The sequence below is a fragment of the Nocardioides dokdonensis FR1436 genome, from assembly GCF_001653335.1.
GTDB classification, from domain to species: Bacteria; Actinomycetota; Actinomycetes; order Propionibacteriales; family Nocardioidaceae; genus Nocardioides; species Nocardioides dokdonensis.
The window spans coordinates 3216994-3237013 of the sequence record NZ_CP015079.1 but is presented as its reverse complement, the minus strand read 5'-3'; the positions used below and the strand labels follow the sequence as shown (position 1 = coordinate 3237013).

At 73.3% G+C, this 20020-nt stretch carries 19 protein-coding genes and 1 pseudogene; all 20 read right to left on the bottom strand.

The genetic code is table 11. From position 1 onward, the window contains the following. Nucleotides 1-90: 90 nt before the first annotated feature. Nucleotides 91-846 carry a pseudouridine synthase gene (locus I601_RS15310; RefSeq protein ID WP_068115036.1) on the bottom strand — a complete coding sequence of 252 codons (756 nt, stop codon included), beginning with the start codon at nt 844-846 and terminating at the stop codon, nt 91-93. A gap of 53 nt (nt 847-899) precedes the next feature. After that, nucleotides 900-1571 carry an SMC-Scp complex subunit ScpB gene (gene scpB / locus I601_RS15305; protein ID WP_068111524.1) on the bottom strand — a complete coding sequence of 224 codons (672 nt, stop codon included), beginning with the start codon at nt 1569-1571 and terminating at the stop codon, nt 900-902. Further along, entirely contained in the window at nt 1568-2467 is a 900-nt protein-coding gene (locus I601_RS15300; protein ID WP_068111521.1) for a segregation and condensation protein A, read from the bottom strand. The genes scpB and I601_RS15300 overlap by 4 nt, the downstream gene beginning before the upstream one ends. Then, nucleotides 2464-2808 carry a hypothetical protein gene (locus I601_RS15295; protein WP_084527688.1) on the bottom strand — a complete coding sequence of 115 codons (345 nt, stop codon included), beginning with the start codon at nt 2806-2808 and terminating at the stop codon, nt 2464-2466. The genes I601_RS15300 and I601_RS15295 overlap by 4 nt, the downstream gene beginning before the upstream one ends. After that, nucleotides 2793-3608 carry a ParA family protein gene (locus tag I601_RS15290; RefSeq protein WP_237089634.1) on the bottom strand — a complete coding sequence of 272 codons (816 nt, stop codon included), beginning with the start codon at nt 3606-3608 and terminating at the stop codon, nt 2793-2795. Before I601_RS15290 ends, I601_RS15295 begins: the two co-directional genes overlap by 16 nt. Nucleotides 3609-4052: 444 nt before the next feature. Then, nucleotides 4053-4190 (bottom strand): annotated as a pseudogene (locus I601_RS21730) (GNAT family N-acetyltransferase); the annotation flags it as partial. A gap of 199 nt (nt 4191-4389) precedes the next feature. After that, nucleotides 4390-5013, bottom strand: a complete 624-nt coding sequence (locus tag I601_RS15280; RefSeq protein WP_068111510.1) for a class I SAM-dependent methyltransferase — start codon at nt 5011-5013, stop codon at nt 4390-4392. 82 nt (nt 5014-5095) lie between these two features. Further along, nucleotides 5096-5728, bottom strand: a complete 633-nt coding sequence (locus I601_RS15275; protein WP_068111507.1) for a maleylpyruvate isomerase family mycothiol-dependent enzyme — start codon at nt 5726-5728, stop codon at nt 5096-5098. Between the two features lie 132 nt (nt 5729-5860). Next, nucleotides 5861-8548 carry a DEAD/DEAH box helicase gene (locus I601_RS15270; protein WP_084527686.1) on the bottom strand — a complete coding sequence of 896 codons (2688 nt, stop codon included), beginning with the start codon at nt 8546-8548 and terminating at the stop codon, nt 5861-5863. Then, the gene (locus tag I601_RS15265) at nt 8548-9480 is read right to left on the bottom strand and encodes a site-specific tyrosine recombinase XerD (RefSeq protein ID WP_179948583.1); all 933 of its coding nucleotides are present in this window, start codon (nt 9478-9480) and stop codon (nt 8548-8550) included. Before I601_RS15265 ends, I601_RS15270 begins: the two co-directional genes overlap by 1 nt. 56 nt (nt 9481-9536) lie before the next feature. Beyond that, nucleotides 9537-10652, bottom strand: a complete 1116-nt coding sequence (ald, locus tag I601_RS15260; RefSeq protein ID WP_068111501.1) for an alanine dehydrogenase — start codon at nt 10650-10652, stop codon at nt 9537-9539. Next, nucleotides 10649-11275, bottom strand: coding sequence for an NUDIX domain-containing protein (locus I601_RS15255; protein ID WP_068111498.1), 627 nt, complete (start codon nt 11273-11275; stop codon nt 10649-10651). Before I601_RS15255 ends, ald begins: the two co-directional genes overlap by 4 nt. 57 nt (nt 11276-11332) lie before the next feature. Further along, entirely contained in the window at nt 11333-13027 is a 1695-nt protein-coding gene (locus tag I601_RS15250; RefSeq protein ID WP_068111494.1) for a CTP synthase, read from the bottom strand. Nucleotides 13028-13058: 31 nt separating this feature from the next. Next, nucleotides 13059-13937: a copper transporter gene (locus I601_RS15245; RefSeq protein ID WP_068111490.1), complete on the bottom strand. Its 879-nt coding sequence runs from the start codon at nt 13935-13937 to the stop codon at nt 13059-13061. A 10-nt stretch (nt 13938-13947) separates the two neighbouring features. Continuing rightward, complete coding sequence (steA, locus tag I601_RS15240) at nt 13948-15141, bottom strand: putative cytokinetic ring protein SteA (protein ID WP_068111487.1); 1194 nt, start codon at nt 15139-15141, stop codon at nt 13948-13950. Nucleotides 15142-15232: 91 nt separating this feature from the next. Then, nucleotides 15233-16993 carry a DNA repair protein RecN gene (gene recN, locus I601_RS15235; RefSeq protein WP_068111482.1) on the bottom strand — a complete coding sequence of 587 codons (1761 nt, stop codon included), beginning with the start codon at nt 16991-16993 and terminating at the stop codon, nt 15233-15235. Then, a complete protein-coding gene (locus tag I601_RS15230) occupies nt 16990-17889 on the bottom strand; it encodes an NAD kinase (RefSeq protein ID WP_068115031.1) in 900 nt (299 codons plus the stop codon). Before I601_RS15230 ends, recN begins: the two co-directional genes overlap by 4 nt. A gap of 50 nt (nt 17890-17939) precedes the next feature. Continuing rightward, nucleotides 17940-18779, bottom strand: coding sequence for a TlyA family RNA methyltransferase (locus tag I601_RS15225; RefSeq protein ID WP_068111479.1), 840 nt, complete (start codon nt 18777-18779; stop codon nt 17940-17942). 5 nt (nt 18780-18784) lie between these two features. Continuing rightward, nucleotides 18785-19006 carry a hypothetical protein gene (locus I601_RS15220; protein WP_068111477.1) on the bottom strand — a complete coding sequence of 74 codons (222 nt, stop codon included), beginning with the start codon at nt 19004-19006 and terminating at the stop codon, nt 18785-18787. 10 nt (nt 19007-19016) lie between these two features. After that, on the bottom strand, nt 19017-20003 hold the full coding sequence (locus tag I601_RS15215; RefSeq protein ID WP_237089428.1) for an HAD-IIA family hydrolase: 987 nt from the start codon (nt 20001-20003) through the stop codon (nt 19017-19019). Nucleotides 20004-20020: the final 17 nt, after the last annotated feature.

Genomic DNA, 20020 nt, shown 5'->3' with positions numbered 1-20020 from the left:
ACGTCCTCGACCAGCAGCTGCCGGTCCGGGAGCCAGGCTAGCGGTGCTGCTGCGGGGCTCGGCGCCCCGCTTGACCAGTGGTCGCCCAGGTCACAGCTCGGTGCGGTCCAGGAGGCTGCCGAGCTCGGTGCGGGTCAGCTCGCGCAGCGCCCCGGACGGCAGGCCGCCCAGTCGCACGGGGCCGAGCTCGGTGCGCGTCAGTCGGAGCACCGGGTGCCCGACGTGGTCGAGCAGGCGCCGCACGATGCGGTTGCGGCCCTCGTGGATGACCAGCTCGATGATGCTGCGCCCGCGGTCGGTGCGGCCGTGGCTGCCCTCGACGAGCCGCGCCCGGCTGACCGTCACCGGACCGTCCTCGAGCACGACGCCCTCCAGCAGCTTCTTGATCGTGCCCCGGTGCACCTGGCCCTCGACCTCGGCGACGTAGGTCTTGTCCACCTCGTACGACGGGTGCGCCATCCGCTGGGCGAAGTCGCCGTCGTTGGTGAGCAGGATCAGCCCGGAGGTGTCGGTGTCGAGCCGGCCCACGTGGAAGAGCCGCTCGGGCCGGTCGGCCACCACGTCGGAGAGCGTGCGCCGGCCCTCGGGGTCGGACATCGTCGAGACCACGCCCCGCGGCTTGTTGAGCACCAGGTAGACGTGCGGGCTCATGGGCGGCAACCGGTGCCCGTCGACGCGCACGATCGCGGTGCGCGGGTCGACCTTGGTGCCCAGCCGGGTCACCACCTCGCCGTCGACCTCCACGAGGCCCTCGAGCATCAGCTCCTCGCACTTGCGCCGGGAGGCCACGCCCGACTGGGCGAGCAGCTTCTGCAGCCGCACCGTCCCGTCGTCGTCGAGGGGGATCTCACGGCCGTCCCCCTCCCCGAGGGGGGCGGGCTGGTCGTGCGGGGCGCGGCTCACGGGGTCTCCTGGCTGTCGGTCATCGGTTCCACGGCAGGGTGGTCCTGGACTGCGTCGGGGGTGCGGGGCAGGCCGCCGACCCGTTCGAGCTCGTCCTCGAGGTCGTCCATCTCCGGGAGGTACGGCGCCAGCTCGGGCAGCTCGTCGAGCGACGAGACCCCGATGCGCTCCAGGAAGTAGCGGGTGGTGCGGTAGAGGTTCGCCCCGGTCTCGGCGTCCTGGCCGGCCTCCTGGACCAGCCCGCGGGTGAGCAGGGTGCGCATCACCCCGTCGACGTTGACGCCGCGCACCGCGGAGACCCGGGCGCGCGAGACCGGCTGCTGGTAGGCCACCACGGCGAGCGTCTCGAGCGCGGCCTGGGTCAGCCGGGCCTGCTGGCCCTCGAGCACCAGCTGCTCGACCACCGCTGCGTAGGCCTCCCGGGTGTAGTAGCGCCACCCGCCGGCCACGTGGCGCAGCTCGAAGCCGCGGTCCTGCTCGTCGTACTCCTCGGCGAGCAGCTGCAGCGCGGCGACCACGGTCTCGACCGGGTGCCCCACCACGCTCGCGAGGCTCACGGAGTCCAGCGGCTGGTCGGCGACCATCAGCACGGCCTCCAGCGACGGGCGCAGCGCGGCCACCGGGACCTCGAGGGTCTCCGGGGCGGCCGGGGCGGCGGGCTCGTTCATGCGGGTCCTTCCGGGTCGACGGTGAGCACGGGGGGCGGGGCGCCCTCGAACTCGTCGGTGACGAGCGCCTCGGCGTCGGTCTCGTCGTCGCCGGTCCAGCGCAGCGTGAGCGTGCCGAGCGGGGTCACCTGGTCGAAGGCGACCACGCCCTCGCGGAACAGCTCGAGCAGCGCCAGGAACCGGGCCACCGTGGTCAGGGTGTCCGGGGAGTCGCGGCACAGCGTGCGGAAGGTCATCGTGCCGGAGCGGCGCAGCCGCTCGACGGCGACCGCGGCCTGCTCGCGCACCGAGACCTTCGCTGCGTGGATGTGGTGCAGCGAGACCTCGACCACCGGCTTGGGCGCCAGCGCCCGGGCCGCGAGCGCGGCGAACTGGTCCAGGCCGATCCCGATGAGCACCTCGGGCAGCAGTGCGGCGAAGCGCTCCTCGAGCCCCACGGCGCGCGGGTAGCGGCGGGACTCGTCGGTGAGGCGCTGCGCGACCACCGCGGCCACCTGCTTGTAGGCGCGGTACTGGATGAGGCGGGCGAAGAGCAGGTCGCGGGCCTCCAGCAGGGCCAGGTCCTCCTCGTCCTCGACGTCGCCCTGGGGCAGCAGCCGGGCCGCCTTCAGGTCCAGGAGGGTCGCAGCGACGAGCAGGAACGACGTCGTCTGCTCGAGGTCGAGCGCTGCGTCCCTGCCGGTGCCCCCCTCCGGCACCGGCGCGGTCCGCAGGGCCTTGACGTGAGCGATGAACTCGTCGGTGACCCGGGACAGCGAGACCTCGGTGATGTCGAGCTTGTGCTTGGAGATCAGGTGCAGCAGCAGGTCGAAGGGACCCTCGAAGTTGTCGAGGTGCACCGCGAACGCAGGGCTGTGGGAGCCGTCCTCGGCGACCACGACCGGCACGGCGCTCACTCCTCGACGAGGCGGCGTACGAGCGCGCTGTCCTCGCCGCGCTCCTCGAGGTCGGCCAGCGCCAGCGCGAGCGCCTCGCGGACCAGGCGGCCGCGGTCGATCGCCAGCGCATGGGCGCTGCGCAGCGTGAGCCGGGCCTGCTCGACGGCCAGCAGCTCGTCGGAGGTGATGTAGACCGTCATCTTCTCGTCGTGGCGGACCCGTCCGCTGGGTCGCTTGCGGGCGGGCTCGCCCGCCGCGGGCGGGGTCGAGCCGTCACCCTGGGGGGCCTCCGGCGGGGCGGCCGGGGCCGTGGGACGGAACAGGTCGTCCGCGGACGGCATGCTCACCCGTCGAGCCAACGGGCCAGCACCTCCCGGGACAGCGCGCGGTAGGACTCGGCGCCCGCGGAGGACGACGCGTAGCTCGTGATCGGCTCGCCGGCCACCGTGGAGTCGGAGAACTTCACCGTGCGTCGGATGACGGTGTGGAAGACCGTGTCGCCCCAGGCCTGGACGAGGCGGTCCATCACCTCGCGCGAGTGCAGGGTGCGTCCGTCGAACATGGTGCCGAGGACGCCGTCGATCTCGAGCCCGGGGTTGAGCCGCTCGCGGACCTTGTCGATCGTCGTCTTCAGCAGCGCCACGCCGCGCAGCGCGAAGTACTCGCACTCCAGCGGGACGATGACGCCGTGCGCAGCGGTGAGCGCGTTGACGGTGAGCAGGCCCAAGGAGGGCTGGCAGTCGATGAGGATGACGTCGTAGTGCGCGAGCGCCGGCGCGAGGACGCGCTGCAGGGTCTGCTCGCGGGCGACCTCGTGGACCAGCTGCACCTCGGCGGCGGAGAGGTCGATGTTGGAGGGCATCAGGTCCATGCCCGGGACCCCCGAGGGCACGATGACGTCCTCGTGGGTGACGTCGCGCTCCATCAGCAGGTTGTAGACCGTCAGGTCCATCTCGTGCGGGTGCATCCCCAGCCCGACCGACAGCGACCCCTGGGGGTCGAAGTCCACGAGCAGCACCTTGCGCCCGTACTCGGCCAGGGAGGCCCCGAGGTTGATCGTCGTCGTGGTCTTGCCGACGCCGCCCTTCTGGTTGCACATCGCGACCACCCGGGCGCCGCCGTGCACGCTGAGCGGGCGGGGCTCGGGGAAGTCCGGCATCGGGCGACCGGTCGGGCCGATCACCGGCGCGCCGGCGTCGCTGCGCACCGGGCGCTCGAAGGGCAGGGATTCGCTCACGGACAGATCGTCTCCGAGATCGGGGGCGGGCGGCGGGACGGGGGGTGGGAGCAGCGGTGGCAGCTGCGTCACGTCCGCGCCGACTCCGGTCCCCGGGGACATCCCACCATCGCTCATCAGCTGCTCCTCCACCGGCCCCGCACGCGACGGTCGGACTCCTTGTCGACACAGCGACCCGAGGCGGGCTCCGGCGAGCCTAGGACCGGGCCGGGCCGCCCACAACAGTCTCGCGCAGGTTTGTCACGCGGGGGGCGTCACAGCGCGATCGTGAACGCTGATCTGTGCACGAGCCCCCGCGCTCATGCACAGGCGACCCCCACCCTGTGGAGCAATCTGTGGACAGTCGGAGGCCGTCCGGCGACCTCCTCAGCCGACGAGCAGGGGCTGGTAGTCGGGGTGCTTGTCGATCCAGCCGGCGATGAAGGAGCACTGCGCGACGACCTCGCGCTCCCCCGCTGCGCGGACCTCCTCCAGGGCCGTGCGCGCCAGCGCGGAACCCACCCCCTGCCCCCGAAGTCGTCACCGACCTCGGTGTGGGTGAAGACGATCCGGGCCGGGTCCTCGACGAGCTCGTACTCCGCGGAACCGGCTTCGGCACCTCCTACGCGCGCCAGGTACCGGTGCTGCTCGGGCTGGTGGACGACCTCGACCTCACTCATGGCACCGATGCTACGAACCCGCGGACCACCCCTGGCGTGGGGTCTCAGCCACCCTTCGTCGCCGTGCACAGGAAGACCCCGAACTCGCGGCCCTCCTTCTCGATGGTCGTGGCGTCGAGGAAGCCGACCTCGGTGAAGCCGGCGCGCGTCAGCTGCTCGGTCAGCCGCTCCCGGTCGAACCCGTGGTGGCCGTCGAAGTCGACCTTGCCGGCGTGGAAGACGCCGTCCCGGTCCTCCTCGAGGTCGGCGACGGCCAGTCGCCCACCGTCGCCGAGCAGGTCCGACACCGCCCGGAGGAGCCCGTCCAGGTCCCGCACGTGGTGCAGCGCCATGGAGCTCCACACCACGTCGTAGGTCCCCTCCAGCGGGTCCGTCGTGAGGTCCGCGCGGACGGCGCGGAGCCGGTCGCCCAGCCCGGCCGCCTCGATCCGCTCCTGGGCGACCTGCACCATCCCGGCCGAGGGATCGGTCACGACCACGGACCCGACGCGGTCGGCGAGCAGGATGCTCAGCCGGCCGGTGCCTCCGCCGACGTCGAGGGCACGCGTGCCGGAGCCGAGGTCCACGACCTCCTCGATGGCCCGGGCCACCGCGACCTGTCGCGCCTCATGGCCCGGGTCGTCGTCCCAGGTCGCTGCCTCGTCGTCGAACCGCCGGTGCTCGTGCATGCCACTGACCCTAGTCACCGGTCCCTCCCGGTTTCATCACCCGGATGACGAACTGCCCGACCCAGCGGACCGCCGCTGGCTGTCAGGCCCGCGCTGCGAGTGTCGACGCACCAGCCCCGGTCAGCTCTGAGGGGTGGACGGACCGTCCGCTGGTTGCCATCAACAAGGAGATGGCGCCACCTCGCACCTCAGGCCCCTGCCCGATGGGTCCATCGAAGTCCGAAGGGCTCAGCCGCAGGCCCTCGACGCGTTCCTTTCCGCCACCAAGTCCTGCTCCAGTGCGCGCCATGTACGACAGCGCCGTGACCACGTGCTCGGTCGGGTAGTGGGCCGTGAGCCCGAGCGGCCGGCGGATGTCCTCACCGTGGACGTAGGCCTCGACGAGGCGGGTCGCCAGGGAGGCCGGTGGTGAGTCGGTGCGACCTGCCGCCGCACGGAAGGCCTCCAGCGTCTCCTGCGCGTCGCTGCGTCGATGGCGCGCCACACCGACGGCGTTGGCGCGATCGAAGTCGAACCGTGAAAAGACCATCTGGCGCACGAACCCCAACCGGGTCGTGGTCGCCGAGTCGACGAGGTGCGCGAGCACGTCGTGGACGGTCCAGCCCGGACACAGCGACGGGACCTGCCACTGCTCGTCCGAGATGCGCTGCAGGTCCCCCACGAGACGGTGGCGTTCCTGGTGGACCGCGTTCCAGAGGGTGGCGCCGTCACTCACGTCCGGTCTCCTTCTGTTGGTTCCGACCGCCGCACTCCGGGTCGTGCCTGGCCACGACACAGACCCCTTGTCGTCCCCGAAATCATCGCCGGCACCTCGCCGCGGGCGTCCCCGGGGCGAGGAGCGGTCCGCTCAGAGCCGGTGGAACGCCACGGTGGGCAGCACCAGCTCGCCGAGCTCGTCGGTGGCGTCGAGGTCGGCGACGGCATCGATGACCCAGTCGTGGTCGCCCGCCGGGTCGTGGACGGTCTGGCGCACCCGCAGCAACCGGGCGGGGGCGGCGTCCTCGTCGAGGCCGGCCGGCACCCCGGTCTCGGCGGACGTGAGGAGCAGCTTCGGGCCACGGGAGTCGGGCCCGAGGTCGACGCTGTCGTGCTCGGCGTAGTACTCCTCGATCGCGCTGTCCCACGCCGAGCGGCCCATCACGACCTCGCGGGCCGGATCGGTCCGGTCGGCGGCGGCCCGCTCGAGGGCCATCAACCCGTCGAGGTCGTCGCGGGCCACCAGCTCCACCCGACGGAACATCGCGTTGCGCACCATCACCTCGAACGAGCGGCCCTGCTGCGTGAGCGGACGCGGGGGCGGCGGCGGGGCGTGCTGGGTGAGCTCGGCACCCAACCGGGCCAGCGCGCCCTCGGGGTCGCTCAGCGCCTCCCACTCGTCGAGCAGCGATGAGTCGGTCTGGCGCACGGTCTCGCCGAGCCACTCCACGAGCTCCTCGAGCTCCTCGGAGCGGTGCTGCTCGGGCACGCTCTGGCGCAACGTGCGGTAGGCGTCGGTGAGGTAGCGCAGCACGAGCCCCTCGGAGCGGGCCAGCTGGTAGCGCCCGACGAGGTCGGTGAAGCTCATCCCCTGCTCGTACATCTGCCGCACCACCGACTTGGGGTCGAGCGCGTCCTCGGGCAACCAGGGGTGCGCCCCGCGGTACGCCTCGTACGCCGCGCCCAGCAGCTCGGCGAGCGGCTGCGGCCAGGAGATCTCCTCGAGCAGCGCCATCCGCTCCTCGTACTCGATGCCGTCGGCCTTCATCTCGTTGACGGCCTCACCGCGCGCCGCCCACTGTTGGGCCATCAGGACCTGGCGCGGCGAGTCGAGGACCGCCTCGACGACCGAGACGACGTCCAGGGCGTGCGTCACGGGGTCGCCGGACTCCTCCGGCGGGGTCAGCACCTCGAAGGCCTCCATGGCGAAGTGCGCCAGGGGCTGGTTGAGCGCGAAGTCGGGCGGCAGGTCATGGGTCAGCCGGTAGCGGCGACCGTGCTCGTCAGGCGGGTCGAGGCGCACCACCACCCCGGAGGTCACCAGCGACCGGGCCAGGCGCAGCGCCCGCAGCGACAGGCGACGCTGCGCGCGCGGGTCCTCGTGGTTGTCGGTGAGCAGGCGCCGCAGGACCGCGAAGGCGTCCTCGTCGCGGGACAGCACGTTGAGGATCATCGAGTTGTCGATCTTCATCCGCGACATCAGCTGCTCGGGCTCGCCGGCGACGAGCTTGTCGAAGGTCTGCTCGGTCCACACCACCGTGCCCTCGGGCGGCTTGCGCAGCTGGGCCTTCGACTTGCGCTTGGCCTGCTTCTCCTCGCTCATCGCGGCGTTCTTGGCGGCGGCCTTGGCCTTGGCCTTCTCGTTCTCGATGGTGTGCTCGGGAGCCTGCACCACGACGTAGCCGGCGGTGTCGAAGCCGGCCCGGCCCGCCCGCCCGGCGATCTGGAGGAACTCGCGGGTGCGCAGGACCCGCTGGCGGGTCCCGTCGAACTTCGCGAGCCCGGTGAAGAGCACGGTGCGGATCGGCACGTTGATGCCCACCCCGAGGGTGTCGGTGCCGCAGATGACGGAGAGCTCACCGGCCTGGGCGAGCTGCTCGACCAGGCGGCGGTAGCGGGGCAGCATGCCCGCGTGGTGCACGCCGACGCCCCGCTTGAGCAGCTTGCTCAGCGTCTTGCCGAACCCCGGCCCGAAGCGGGTCCCGGCCAGTCGTTCGGTCATCCCGGTGGGCTTGGGGATCCAGCCGGCGTTGAGCAGCGAGGTGGCGTGCTCGACAGCCGCGGCCTGGGTGAAGTGCACGACGTAGACCGGCGCCTGGCCGGTGGTCACGATCTCCTCGAGCCGCTCCGGCAGCGGGTCGAGCGACCACGTGAACGACAACGGCACCGGCCGCTCGGCGTCGTCGACGATCGCGGTCTCGCGCCCGTTGCGGCGGGTGAGGTCCTCCCCCAGCTCGGTGAGGTCGCCGAGGGTGGCCGACATCAGCAGGAACTGCGCCTGTGGCAGCTCGAGCAGGGGCACCTGCCACGCCCAGCCCCGCTCGGGCTCGCCGTAGTAGTGGAACTCGTCCATCACCACGAGCCCCACGTCGACGTGACGCCCCTCGCGCAGGGCGAGGTTGGCCAGCACCTCGGCGGTGCAGCAGATGATCGGGGCGTCGACGTTGACGGCGGCGTCGCCGGTGAGCATCCCGACGTTCTCGGCGCCGAAGACGGTGCACAGGTCGAAGAACTTCTCGCTCACCAGCGCCTTGATCGGCGCGGTGTAGAACGACACACGGTCGTCGGCCAGCGCGGTCGCGTGCGCGGCCAGGGCGACCAACGACTTGCCCGACCCCGTGGGGGTCGCGAGCACCACGTTGCTGCCGGCGAGCAGCTCGAGCACCGCCTCGTCCTGGTGCGGGTAGAGCTCCAGGCCCTTGGTGGCGGCGTACGCCGTCACCGCGTCGTAGACCGCGTCGTCGTCGGCACCGACGCGGGGCCAGGCGAAGCCCTGGGGCTGCTGGCCCTCCTGGGGAGCCTGGTCGTCGTGGATGGCGGTGCGGTCCTGCGTGGTCATCAGCCTCGGGCTCTCGGGTGCGCGGTCGCGAAGACCTCGCGCAGGTTGTCGACGGTCACGAGCGTGTAGACCTGCGTGGTGGTGACGGAGGCGTGTCCGAGCAGCTCCTGGACCACCCGGACGTCGGCGCCGCCGTCGAGCAGGTGGGTGGCGAAGGAGTGGCGCAGCGTGTGCGGCGAGACGTGCCGTGACACCCCTGCCCGTTCGGCCGCCCGGGTCAGCACGGTCCAGGCGGACTGGCGCGACAGCCGGCCGCCGCGGGCGTTGAGGAACAGCGCCCCCCCGGGTCCGGCGCTCGAGGCGGCCGCGACCAGCTCGGGCCGTCCGCGCACGAGATAGGCCTCGACGGCGGCCCGGGCGTAGGACCCGACCGGGACGATGCGCTCCTTGCCGCCCTTGCCGCGCAGCAGCACCGTCCCCTCGAGCGGGCCGTCCTCCTGGGGCGCGAGGTCGAGGTCGTCGACGTCGAGCCCCACGGCCTCGGAGATGCGTGCACCGGTGCCGTAGAGCACCTCGAGCAGCGCCCGGTCGCGCAGGGCGAGCGTGGTGCCCGGTGCCCCGGCGGCCTCGAGGATCGCCTCGACGTCGCCCAGCGGCAGGGCCTTGGGCAGCCTCTTGGCCGGGGTGGGCGGCTTGACGCCGCTGGCCGGGTCGTTGCTCGCCAGACCGTCGCTCAGCGCGAAGCGGTGGAAGCCGCGCACGGCCACGACCGTGCGGGCCGCGGAGGTCGAGCTCAGCGGCGGGTGCTCGGCGTCCCCCTCGCGCAGGCCGACCAGGAAGGCGCTGACGCTGGCCTCGGTCACGTCGTCGAGCCGCTCCACCCCCTGGGCCGCGAGGTGGCCCAGGTAGCGGCGCAGGTCGCGCCGGTAGGACGCGAGCGTGTTCGTCGCGAGCCCCCTCTCCACGGAGAGGTGGTCGAGGTAGGTGCGCACCGCGACCGCGAGAGCACCGGTCGCGGCCGCCGTACGGGCGTCGAGGGCGGGCACGGTCAGGAGAGCACCTGCTCCAGGGACACGGTCTCGATGCCGGTGGCGTCGCCCACGGGGGCGTTGGTCAGCCGGCCGTCGTGGGTGTTGAGACCCTTGGCCAGGCACGGATCGTCGCCCAGCGCCCGGCGCCAGCCCTTGTTCGCCAGCGCGACGGCGTACGGCAGGGTCGCGTTGGTCAGGGCGTACGTCGACGTGGTCGGCACCGCGCCAGGCATGTTGGCCACGCAGTAGAACACCGAGTCGTGCACCTGGAACGTGGGGTCGGCGTGCGTGGTGGGCCGCGTGTCCTCGAAGCAACCGCCCTGGTCGACGGCGATGTCGACGAGCACCGAGCCCGGCTTCATCCGCGAGACCAGCTCGTTGCTGATCAGCTTGGGGGCCGCAGCACCGGGGATCAGCACCGCACCGATGACCATGTCGGCCTCGGTGACGTGCTGCTCGATCGCCAGCTTCGAGGAGGCCAGCCCGTGCACCTTGTTGTTGTAGCGCCAGAACGACATCCGGAGCTTCTCGAGGTCGGTGTCGAGCAGGGTCACGTCGGCGCCCATGCCCAGCGCGATGTTGGCGGCGTTCTGGCCCGACACCCCGGCGCCGATGATGACGACCTTGGCGTTGGCCACGCCGCCGACGCCGCCGAGCAGCACGCCGCGCCCGCCCTGGGCCTTGAGCAGCGAGTGCGCGCCGACCTGGGGCGCCAGGCAGCCGGCGACCTCCGACATCGGGTAGAGCAGCGGCAGGGTGCCGTTGTCGAGCTGCACCGTCTCGTAGGCGATCGCGGTGACCTTGCGGGCCAGCAGCTCGTCGGTCAGCGGCTTGTCGGCCGCCAGGTGGAGGTAGGTGAAGAGCACCTGCCCCTCCCGCATCCGGTGGTACTCCTCGGCGACCGGCTCCTTGACCTTCAAGATCAGGTCGGCGCTGCCCCACACGGCATCCGCGTCGGGGAGGATCTCGGCCCCGGCGGCGACGTACTCCTGGTCGGTGACCTGCGAGCCGAGCCCGGCGGTCTTCTCGATCACCACCTGGTGGCCCGCCGCGACGAGCTCGTTGACCCCCAGGGGCGTGATCGCCACCCGGTACTCGTGGTTCTTGACTTCCTTCGGGACGCCTACCTTCATGTGCCCTTACCCGCTTCCGGCCGTGAACGGCCCGCGAGACCGCGAGCCTGGGCCACCAGTATCGCGATGACGAGAGGTGCGTCACACAGACGCCCCGCCAGCACCCCCTCGACCAGGTCGTCGAACGGCACCCAGGCGGCCTGCATCTCCGCCTCCTCGTGCTCGGGCTCGAAGTCGCCGCGACCGACGTCGCTCAGGTCGCGGGCGAGGTAGAGGTGGGCCAGCTCGGCCGAGATCCCGGGTGAGGCGTACGTGGAGACCAGGTGGGTCCACTGCGCTGCTGCCAGACCGGCCTCCTCGGCCAGCTCGCGCTGCGCCACGTCGAGAGGGTCCTCGCCGTCGCCGTCCATCAGCCCGGCCGGGATCTCGACGAAGCGGTGTCCGGCGGCGTGGCGGTACTGCCACAGGCACAGCACCCGCTCCTGCTCGTCGACCGCCAGCACGACCGCGGCCCCCGGGTGCTCCAGGACGACCCGACGGAACGGCTCCTCCTCGGGGTGCCCGGGCCGACGGATGTGGTCCTCCCGCAGCGCGACCACCCAGCCGTCGCGGTGCAGGTCGCCGGAGGAGGCCACCGGCCACCTGGTCGGCTCGTCCTCCAGGGGCGGGTGCTCGGGCTGCATGAGCGTGACGCTACTAGCCGCGCCCGGCGTCACGCTGCTGGCATCACGCTGGCGGCGTCACGCCTGGTCGTCGGCGGCCCTGCGTCGCAGCCCGGTCTCGTCGATCGGGAAGCGCAGCTCGCGCTGGCGGGCGATGGCCGCCCCCACGAGCCCCGCGAAGAGCGGGTGCGGCCGCGTGGGCCGCGAGCGGTACTCGGGGTGGGCCTGGGTGGCGACGTAGAACGGGTGCACGTCGCTGGGCAGCTCGACGAACTCGACGAGGTTGTTGTCCGGGGACGTGCCGGAGAAGACCAGGCCGGCCTTCTCCAGGTCGTCGCGGTAGGCGTTGTTGACCTCGTAGCGGTGCCGGTGGCGCTCCTCGACCTCGGCCGCGCCGTACGCCGCACGCACGAGCGAGCCCTCCTTGAGCTCGGCCGGGTAGAGCCCCAGGCGCATCGTGCCGCCGAGGTCCCCGGCGCCGTCGACGATGTCGACCTGCTCGGCCATCGTCGCGATGACCGGCTCGCTGGTGCCCGGGTCGAACTCGGTGGAGCCGGCCCCCACGAGACCCAGCACCTCACGGCTGTACTCGATGACCATGCACTGCAGGCCCAGGCACAGGCCCAGGGTCGGGATGCCGTGGCTGCGGGTGTAGGTCAGCGCCCCCAGCTTCCCCTCGATGCCGCGGATCCCGAAGCCGCCGGGCACGCACACGGCGTCGACGTCACCGAGGTGCTTGGCCGCGCCTGCGGGAGTGGCGCACTCGTCGGAGGCGACCCAGCGCAGGTTCACCTTCGCCTCGTGGGCGAAGCCGCCTGCGCGCAACGCCTCGACGACGGAGAGGTAGGCGTCGGGCAGGTCGACGTACTTGCCCACGAGCGCGACGGTGACCTCCTCCTCGGGGTGGTGCACCCGGCGCAGCAGGTCGTCCCACAGCGTCCAGTCCACGTCGCGGAAGGGCAGGTCGAGGCGGCGGATCAGGTAGGCGTCGAGCCCCTCGCGGTGCAGCACCTTGGGGATGTCGTAGATCGACGGCGCGTCCGCGGCGGTGACGACGGCCTCGTCGTCGACGTCGCACATCAGGGCGATCTTCTTCTTGATCGAGGCCGGCAGCTCGCGGTCGGCACGGCACACGATGGCGTCCGGCTGGATGCCGACCTGTCGAAGCGCAGCGACGGAGTGCTGGGTGGGCTTGGTCTTAAGCTCCTTGGACGGGCCGATGTAGGGCACCAGGGAGACGTGGATGAAGAAGACGTTGCCGCGCCCCACGTCGTGGCGCACCTGGCGGGCCGCCTCGAGGAAGGGCAGGGACTCGATGTCGCCGACGGTGCCGCCGACCTCGGTGATGACCACGTCGATGTCCGGCCCGCCCATGGCCAGGATGCGGTCCTTGATCTCGTTGGTGATGTGCGGGATCACCTGCACGGTGTCGCCGAGGTAGTCGCCGCGGCGCTCCTTGGCGATCACGCTCGAGTAGACCTGCCCCGTGGTGACGTTGGCGATCTGCGACAGGTTGGTGTCGAGGAAGCGCTCGTAGTGACCGATGTCGAGGTCCGTCTCCGCCCCGTCGTCGGTCACGAAGACCTCGCCGTGCTGGAACGGGTTCATCGTCCCGGGGTCGACGTTGAGGTAGGGGTCGAGCTTCTGCATCGTCACCCGGAGGCCGCGCGAGCGCAGCAGCCGACCCAGGCTGGAGGCCGTGAGTCCCTTCCCGAGCGAGGAGGCGACGCCTCCGGTCACGAACACGTGCTTGGTCGGGCCTGAGTTCCTCACGGAACTCCATGCTATCCCACGTCGGGACCGGTCAGGGGACCGGGACCGCGCCGTCCGCCCCGTGGGGCCCGAAGTCACCGCCGGCACCGCTCGTGGCGACGAGCAGCGCGAGGGCGGTGCTGACGTGTCCCAGGGCGCTCTCGACACCGTCGACGCTGACCACTCCCCCGGGCGTCCCGGCCTCGCGCAGCGCAGCCAGCGTCCCGTCCTCCGCGGAGTCGGAGGCGGCTGCCACCACGGTGCCGCCGGCGACGGTCGCCACACCGGAGACCAGACCCGCGAGCACGTCGGGGTCGGTGTCCTCGCCCAGGACCAGCAGCACCAGCGGTGCGCGGGGCGCCTCGGGGTCGCTGCTGGAGACGAGGTCGGCGCCGGCCAGGCCCTGGCGCAGCGTGCTGGTCCCGGCACCGGCCGGGGTGCCGTCGGGCGCCGACGTCGATACGGCGAGGCCGAGCAGCTGGCCCATCCGGTCGTACGCCGCCGCGTCGGGGTCGACGGCACCGTCGTCGACCTCGTCAGCCAGGCGGGCGCCCAGGGTGTCGACGAGCGAGGTGGAGGAGCCGCCCACGAGCCGGTCGAGCAGCTCGTAGCGCGCCGTGACCGAGCCGCCTGCCGCCTCGATCTGCCCCGTCAGCGCGACCACCACCTCCTCCTCGACGCCGCCGGTGGTCAGCAGCGCGACGGAGCGGTCCTCGAGCCGCTGGCCGAGCAGTCGTGCGGCGCCGGAGGTGGCGAAGGAGTCGGCGTAGGCGGACACGAGCCCGACCTGCTCGCTGCCGGTATCGGCCGGGGCCGCTGCGGCGTCGGTCCGGTCGGGGTCGGCCAACGGGCCGCCGCCGACGGCGATGCCGACGGCCAGGGCCAGGAAGACGGCGACCAGCGAGACGATGTGGTGACGGTAGGTGATCACGGTGGCTCCCTCAGGAGTCGGAGAGTCGGGAGGTCAGGGCGGAGGTCCACTCGCTGAGGCGGTCGCCGCCCGCGGTGGCCCACTCCTGGCCGACCGGGGTGACGAGCAGGGCGCAGAGCAGCGCCACCAGGCCGGCGAGCATCACGACGTACAGGTGGTGGGGACGCACCCGGCCGGAGTAGAGCGAGGGCACCGCGGTGGCGTCGACCAGGTGCGGGCCGAGCGCGAGCCGGGTCAGGTAGGTGCTGGCCAGGCCGCCACGGTCCCGGTCGAGGAAGTCCTCGAGGTCGGCATGCAGCCCCACCCCCACGATCGGGGTCGCGCCGCCGGCGTGCGCCAGGAGCAGCGCGGCGTCCTCGGCGGTGGTGGCGGTGCTGAGCGTGGCGGCGCGGGCGCCGGTGCGCTCCACTGCGGCCACCGTGGCGGTGCCGCCGCCGGGGGCGACGACCACGACCACGTCGGCTGCGTTGCTGAGCGTCGCCGCGCGAGGGAGCTCCACATCGCCCTGCCCGTCGACCACGACCACGTCGGGACGGATGCCGGCGGCGACGAGGCGGTCGGCGGCACCGTGCACGGCGACGATCACGGGGTGCTGCTCGCGCAGGTAGGCAGCGACCAGCGCCAGCTCCGTGGCGACCTCGGGTCCCTCGACCACGACGACGGCGGAGCGGCCCTCGAACCGGGTGCCCAGGGCGGGCAGGCCCTGGCCGTGCAGCAGCAGGTCCTCCTCGCGGCGCAGCAGCTCGGCGGCGTTGTGGGTCAGGGTCTCCAGCTGGGAGGCGAGCCCGAGGCGGGCCCGGTCCCGCTCCTCCTCGAGGGTGTCGGCGCCGAGGACCCGCCCCTCGAGCGCGCGGCCGTCCTCGAGGTGCAGCACACCCTCGTGCAGCCGGACCCCGTCGCCGTCCTTCACGCCGGTCGCGGCTGCGCCGACGCGGTCGAGCAGGAGCACGCCGTGGCGGGCGAGCAGCTCGGGGCCCTGCGCCGGGTAGCGCCCCGACAGCATCGGGGCGGCGTTGACCACCGCGACCACGCCTGCGTCGACCAGCGCCTGCGCGGTGGCCCGGTCCAGGTCGGAGTGGTCGACGACCGCCACGTCGCCGGGACGCAGACGCGGCAGGAGGGTGCGGGGGCGCCGCTCCACCCGGGCGGTGGCATGCAGACCGGGCAGGGGCGGGACGGGACGACGGCGGGCCGAGAGCTTCATATCTCTCCACTGTCGCACCGCGCCGGGCGTGGTCGGGGAACCCGCACGCCGTGTCGCCGGGGCTTGCGGTGTGAGCCGGGTCTCGACCTGCTCAGGCCAGGGCGCGCGCGGGCTGCGCGACCTCGAGCAGCTCGCGGGCGTGCGCGACCGCGGTCTCGGACCCGGCGAGCCCGGCCATCATGCGGGACAGCTCGACCTCGCGGGCCTCCTCGTCCAGCAGCGTGAGGCCCGAGCTGGTGACGCTGCCGTCGTGGGACTTGCGCACCACCACGTGCCGGTCGGCGTACGCCGCCACCTGGGGCAGGTGGGTGACCACGAGCACCTGGGCGGTGCGGGCCAGCTGGGCCAGTCGGCGCCCCACCTCGACCGCAGCTGCACCACCGACCCCGGCGTCGACCTCGTCGAAGACGAACGTCGGCACGGGGCTGGTGCCGGCGAGCGCCACCTCGAGGGCCAGCATCACGCGCGACAGCTCACCGCCCGAGGCGCCCTTGTGGAGCGGGCGGGCCTCGGTGCCGGTGTTGGCGGCGAGCAGCAGCTCGACCTCGTCGACGCCGGAGCGGGCGTAGCGCAACCAGCGGTCGCCGACCCGCAGCGGTCCACCGGTGGGCTGGTCGCCCGGGGCCGGGGCCGCGCTCTCGTGCTGGCGCACCTCGATGCCCAGGCGCGCGTGCGGCATGGCCAGGAGGGCCAGCTCGGTGGTGACCTCGTCGGCGAGCCGGGCGGCCGCCTCCACCCGGGCCGCTGTGAGCCGCAGGGCCACCGCACCGAGCTCCTCCCGCAGACCGGTCTGCTCGGCCCGCAGCTGCTCGACGCGCTCGTCGGTGCCGTCGAGCTCGAGCAGGCGGGACGCGGCCTGCTCGGACCAGGCCAGCACCTCGTCGAGGGTGTCGCCGTACTTGCGGGTCAACGCGGTCAGGGCCGCTCGACGCTCCGAGACCCCGGCCAGGCGGGCCGGGTCGGTGTCGATGCGGCTGGCGTAGCCGGCCACGTCTGCAGCCACGTCGGAGAGCAGGTAGGTGACCTCGGCCAACCGGTCGGCCAGCTCGCCGGCCTCGGCGTCGTGGCTTCGGACCCCGTCGAGCGCGGTCCGGGCGGCGGAGGTGGTCGCCAGTGCGTCGGGGCTGCCCTCGTCGCTCGACAGGGCCTCGCGGGCCTGCTCCGCGGCGGCGCGCAGGGTGTCGGCGAACCCGAGCCGGGTCTCCTCGGCCGCCAGCTGCTCGTCCTCGCCGGGCTCGGGGGCGACCTGCTCGACCTCCTCGAGCCCGAAGCGGAGCAGGTCGGCCTCGCGGGCCCGCTCGCGGGCGTGCGCCACGACGTCGTCGAGCTCGGCCTCGACCACGCGCAGGCGGTCGAACAGGGTGGTCCAGCTCGCCAGCAGCTCGGCCAGGGCCGGGCCACCGAAGCTGTCGAGCGCGGCCCGCTGGGCCTTGGCCTGCAGCAGCCGGTGCTGGTCGGACTGGCCGTGCACAGCCACCAGCGGCTCCGCCACCGCGACCAGGCCGGACACCGGCACTGTCGCGCCGCCGACGAAGGCGCGGGAGCGCCCCTCGGCGGAGACGTTGCGCGCCAGCACGACCCGGTCGTCCTCGACCTCGCCCCCGGCCTCCTCGACCGCGGCCCGGAGCCCGGGCAGGTCGCTGACCAGCACCACGCCCTCGACCCGCGCGTGGCGAGCACCGACCCGGACGGCGCCGCTGTCGCTGCGTCCGCCCAGCAGCAAACCCAGGGCGGTGACGATCATGGTCTTGCCGGCACCGGTCTCACCGGTGATCACGGTCAGGCCGGGGCCGAGCTCGAGCGTCGAGGCGTCGATGACGCCGAGCGAGCTGATCCGGATCTCCTCGATCATGTGGGCTCACCGCGGCGCCGACGCTCGCTCGCGCCGCGCCAGCCCTCGACCGGCAGGCCGAACTTGGCGACCAGCCGATCGGTGAAGGGGGCCTGGTGCAGCCGGGCGAGCCGCACCGGGCGCTCGCCGCGGCGCACCTCGATGCGGGCACCGGGCGGCAGGTCGACGGCACGTCGGCCGTCGCACCACAGGACTCCCGCGGAGCCGGTGCGGGCCAGCACCTCGACGGCGAGCACGGACGTGGGAGCGACGACCAGGGGGCGGGCGAAGAGCGCGTGCGCGCTGATGGGGACCATCAGCAGCGCCTCGACACCCGGCCAGACGACGGGGCCGCCGGCCGAGAAGTTGTAGGCGGTCGAGCCGGTGGGGGTGGCGCACACGACGCCGTCGCACCCCCAGCGCGAGAGCGGTCGCCCGTCGACCTCGACGACGACCTCGATCATCCGCTCCCGCGCGGCCTTCTCGACGCTCGCCTCGTTGAGCGCGAAGGTCGAGGTGACGACCTCGCCGTCGCGCAGCACCCGGACGTCGATGCTCATCCGGTCCTCGACGGTGTAGCGGCGTCCGACGACCGCGTCGATGACCGAGGCGACGTCGTCGTGCTCGGCCTCGGCGAGGAAGCCGACGTGGCCCAGGTTGACCCCGAGCACCGGGGTGCCGGACTCGTGGGTGATCTCGGCGGCGCGCAGGATGGTCCCGTCCCCGCCGATCACCAGGGTCAGCTCGCAGTCGGCGCTGGCGTCGGCCTCCACGTCGGTGGTCTCGACCCCGTCGGTGATGGCGAGGTCCCCGGCCTCCCGGTCGATCATCCGCACGACGATGCCGTGGGCGACCAGGGCGCCGGCGATCTCACGGGCGACGGCCCGGGCCTCGTCGCGCCCGGTGTGGGTCAGCATCAGCACCCGACGCTGCCCCGGCTGCTGGTCGGTCGTCGCGGGGGGCTGGCTCACGCCTCCACCCTCTCACCCGGCTCCCCCACCGGGTCCTCGCCCCGCACGAGTCGGGCGATGTCGTCGGCGCCGATGCGCGCCGGGCCCCGGCGCAGCCACAGGAAGAACTCGACGTTGCCGGACGGGCCGGGCAGCGGGCTGGTGGTCCCCATCACCGCACCCCAGCCGCGCGCAGCAGCGGCGGCGGCCACCGTGGTCACGGCCTCGGCGCGCAGGTCGAGGTCGCGCACGACGCCGCCCTTGCCGACCCGGTCCTTGCCGACCTCGAACTGGGGCTTGACCATCAGGGCGAGGTCGGCGTCCGCGGCGCACACCGACAGGACGGCGTCCAGCACCAGCACCAGGGAGATGAACGAGAGGTCGCCGACGACGACATCGACGGGTCCGTCGATGAGCGCCGGGGTGAGCTCACGGATGTTCGTGCGGTCGTGGACCCGCACCCGCTCGTCCTGGCGGATGGCCCAGGCGAGCTGGCCGTAGCCGACGTCGACCGCGACCACCTCGGCCGCGTCGTGGCGCAGCAGGACGTCGGTGAAGCCGCCGGTGGACGCGCCGGCGTCCAGGCAACGACGCCCCGCGACCTCGAAGCCGTGCGGTCCGAAGGCCGCGAGCGCGCCGGTGAGCTTGTGCCCGCCCCGGGAGACGAAGTCGGGGACGCCGTCCACCTCGGTGATCACGATCGCCACGTCGGTGGTGACCCCCGTCGCCGGCTTCGCGGCCACCGCGCCCGAGACCTTCACCCGACCCTGGGTCACCAGGTCCGAGGCGTGCTCGCGGGAGCGGGCCAGGCCGCGACGGACCAGCTCCGCGTCGAGGCGCAGTCGGCGGGGCGGCATCCGGCTCAGCCTTCGTCCGGACGGGCGGGCGCCACGTCCGGGTCGCTGTCGAGGGCCCGGCGCAACGCGTCGTGCGCGGCCTCGAAGACCCGGGGGTGCTCCCCGACCGGTCGGACGTCGAGCGTCTCGATGGAGGCGACGACGTCGTCGACGGCCACCATGCCGGTGCGCGGGCCGGGGCGCGGGCCGGTGCCGGGAGCCTCGTTCGCCGGGTGCTGCTCGGTCATGGCGGTGAGGCTACCGCGCGTCCGAGGAGGAGGGCTCGAGCAGGTTGTCGGTCCCGGCGGGCTCCCCCGTGGCGTCCAGGTGCGCCCAGCCCGCCACCGCGACCGCACGCCACCAGTCGGCGCCCGCGCCCTCGCCCTCGACGCCCAGCTGTCCGTCGGTGACCTCGGCCCGCCACCCGCGACAGGTCGCGGCACCTTCCTCCTGCTCCACCTCGGGATGGGCCTCGAGCAGTCCGCGCAGGTCCGGGTGCAGGTAGGTGGGTCGTTCGTGGGCCTCGGCCCGCACCAGCGTCGTCAGGTCGGTGACGCCGGTCAGCACCAGCAGCGACTCGATGCCCATCACCGAGGCTCCCTCGATGTCGGTGTCGAGACGGTCCCCGACCATCAGCGGACGCTGGCCACCGACGCGGCGCACGGTCTCCTCCAGCAGCGGGCGCGCGGGCTTGCCGGCCACCACGGGGTCGACACCGCTGAAGCGCTGCAGGGTCTCCACGAGCACACCGTGGCCGGGGGCCACGCCGTAGGCGGTGGGGATCGACATGTCGGTGTTGCTCGCCACCCACCACAGCCCCTCCCGAATCCGCACGGCTGCGCGCATCACGTCGCGCCACAGCACGTCCGGGCCGTAGCCGGTCACCACGGCCTCGGCATCGTCCTCGACGCCCACGGGCACCAGCCCGGCGGCCTCGACGGCCTCCCGCAGCCCGACGGCCCCGAGGAGCACCACGCGTGCCCCGGCTCCGAGCCGGTCACCGAGGACGCGGGCGGCGGCCTGGGCGGAGCTCACGACGTCGGCCTCGGCGGCCTCCACCCCCAGCTCGCGCAGGTGCGCCGCCACGGTGCCGGGTGTCCGGGACGCGTTGTTGGTGACGAAGGCGACCCGCATCTGCTCCCGTCGGGCCGCGGTGATCGCGTCCGCAGCGTGCGCCACGGCGTCACCGTCGACGTAGACGACCCCGTCGAGGTCGAGCATCGCCAGGTCGTGGAGTCGGCTCAACGCCGTGTCCGTCCTGT

Coding starts and splice junctions, on each gene's coding strand:
- scpB (WP_068111524.1), bottom strand. CDS start 1,571: ATGAACGAGCCCGCCGCCCCGGCCGCCCCGGAGACCCTCGAGGTCCCG.
- I601_RS15290 (WP_237089634.1), bottom strand. CDS start 3,608: ATGCCGGACTTCCCCGAGCCCCGCCCGCTCAGCGTGCACGGCGGCGCC.
- I601_RS15280 (WP_068111510.1), bottom strand. CDS start 5,013: ATGCACGAGCACCGGCGGTTCGACGACGAGGCAGCGACCTGGGACGAC.
- I601_RS15270 (WP_084527686.1), bottom strand. CDS start 8,548: ATGACCACGCAGGACCGCACCGCCATCCACGACGACCAGGCTCCCCAG.
- ald (WP_068111501.1), bottom strand. CDS start 10,652: ATGAAGGTAGGCGTCCCGAAGGAAGTCAAGAACCACGAGTACCGGGTG.
- I601_RS15255 (WP_068111498.1), bottom strand. CDS start 11,275: ATGCAGCCCGAGCACCCGCCCCTGGAGGACGAGCCGACCAGGTGGCCG.
- steA (WP_068111487.1), bottom strand. CDS start 15,141: ATGAAGCTCTCGGCCCGCCGTCGTCCCGTCCCGCCCCTGCCCGGTCTG.
- recN (WP_068111482.1), bottom strand. CDS start 16,993: ATGATCGAGGAGATCCGGATCAGCTCGCTCGGCGTCATCGACGCCTCG.
- I601_RS15230 (WP_068115031.1), bottom strand. CDS start 17,889: ATGCTGACCCACACCGGGCGCGACGAGGCCCGGGCCGTCGCCCGTGAG.
- I601_RS15225 (WP_068111479.1), bottom strand. CDS start 18,779: ATGCCGCCCCGCCGACTGCGCCTCGACGCGGAGCTGGTCCGTCGCGGC.
- I601_RS15220 (WP_068111477.1), bottom strand. CDS start 19,006: ATGACCGAGCAGCACCCGGCGAACGAGGCTCCCGGCACCGGCCCGCGC.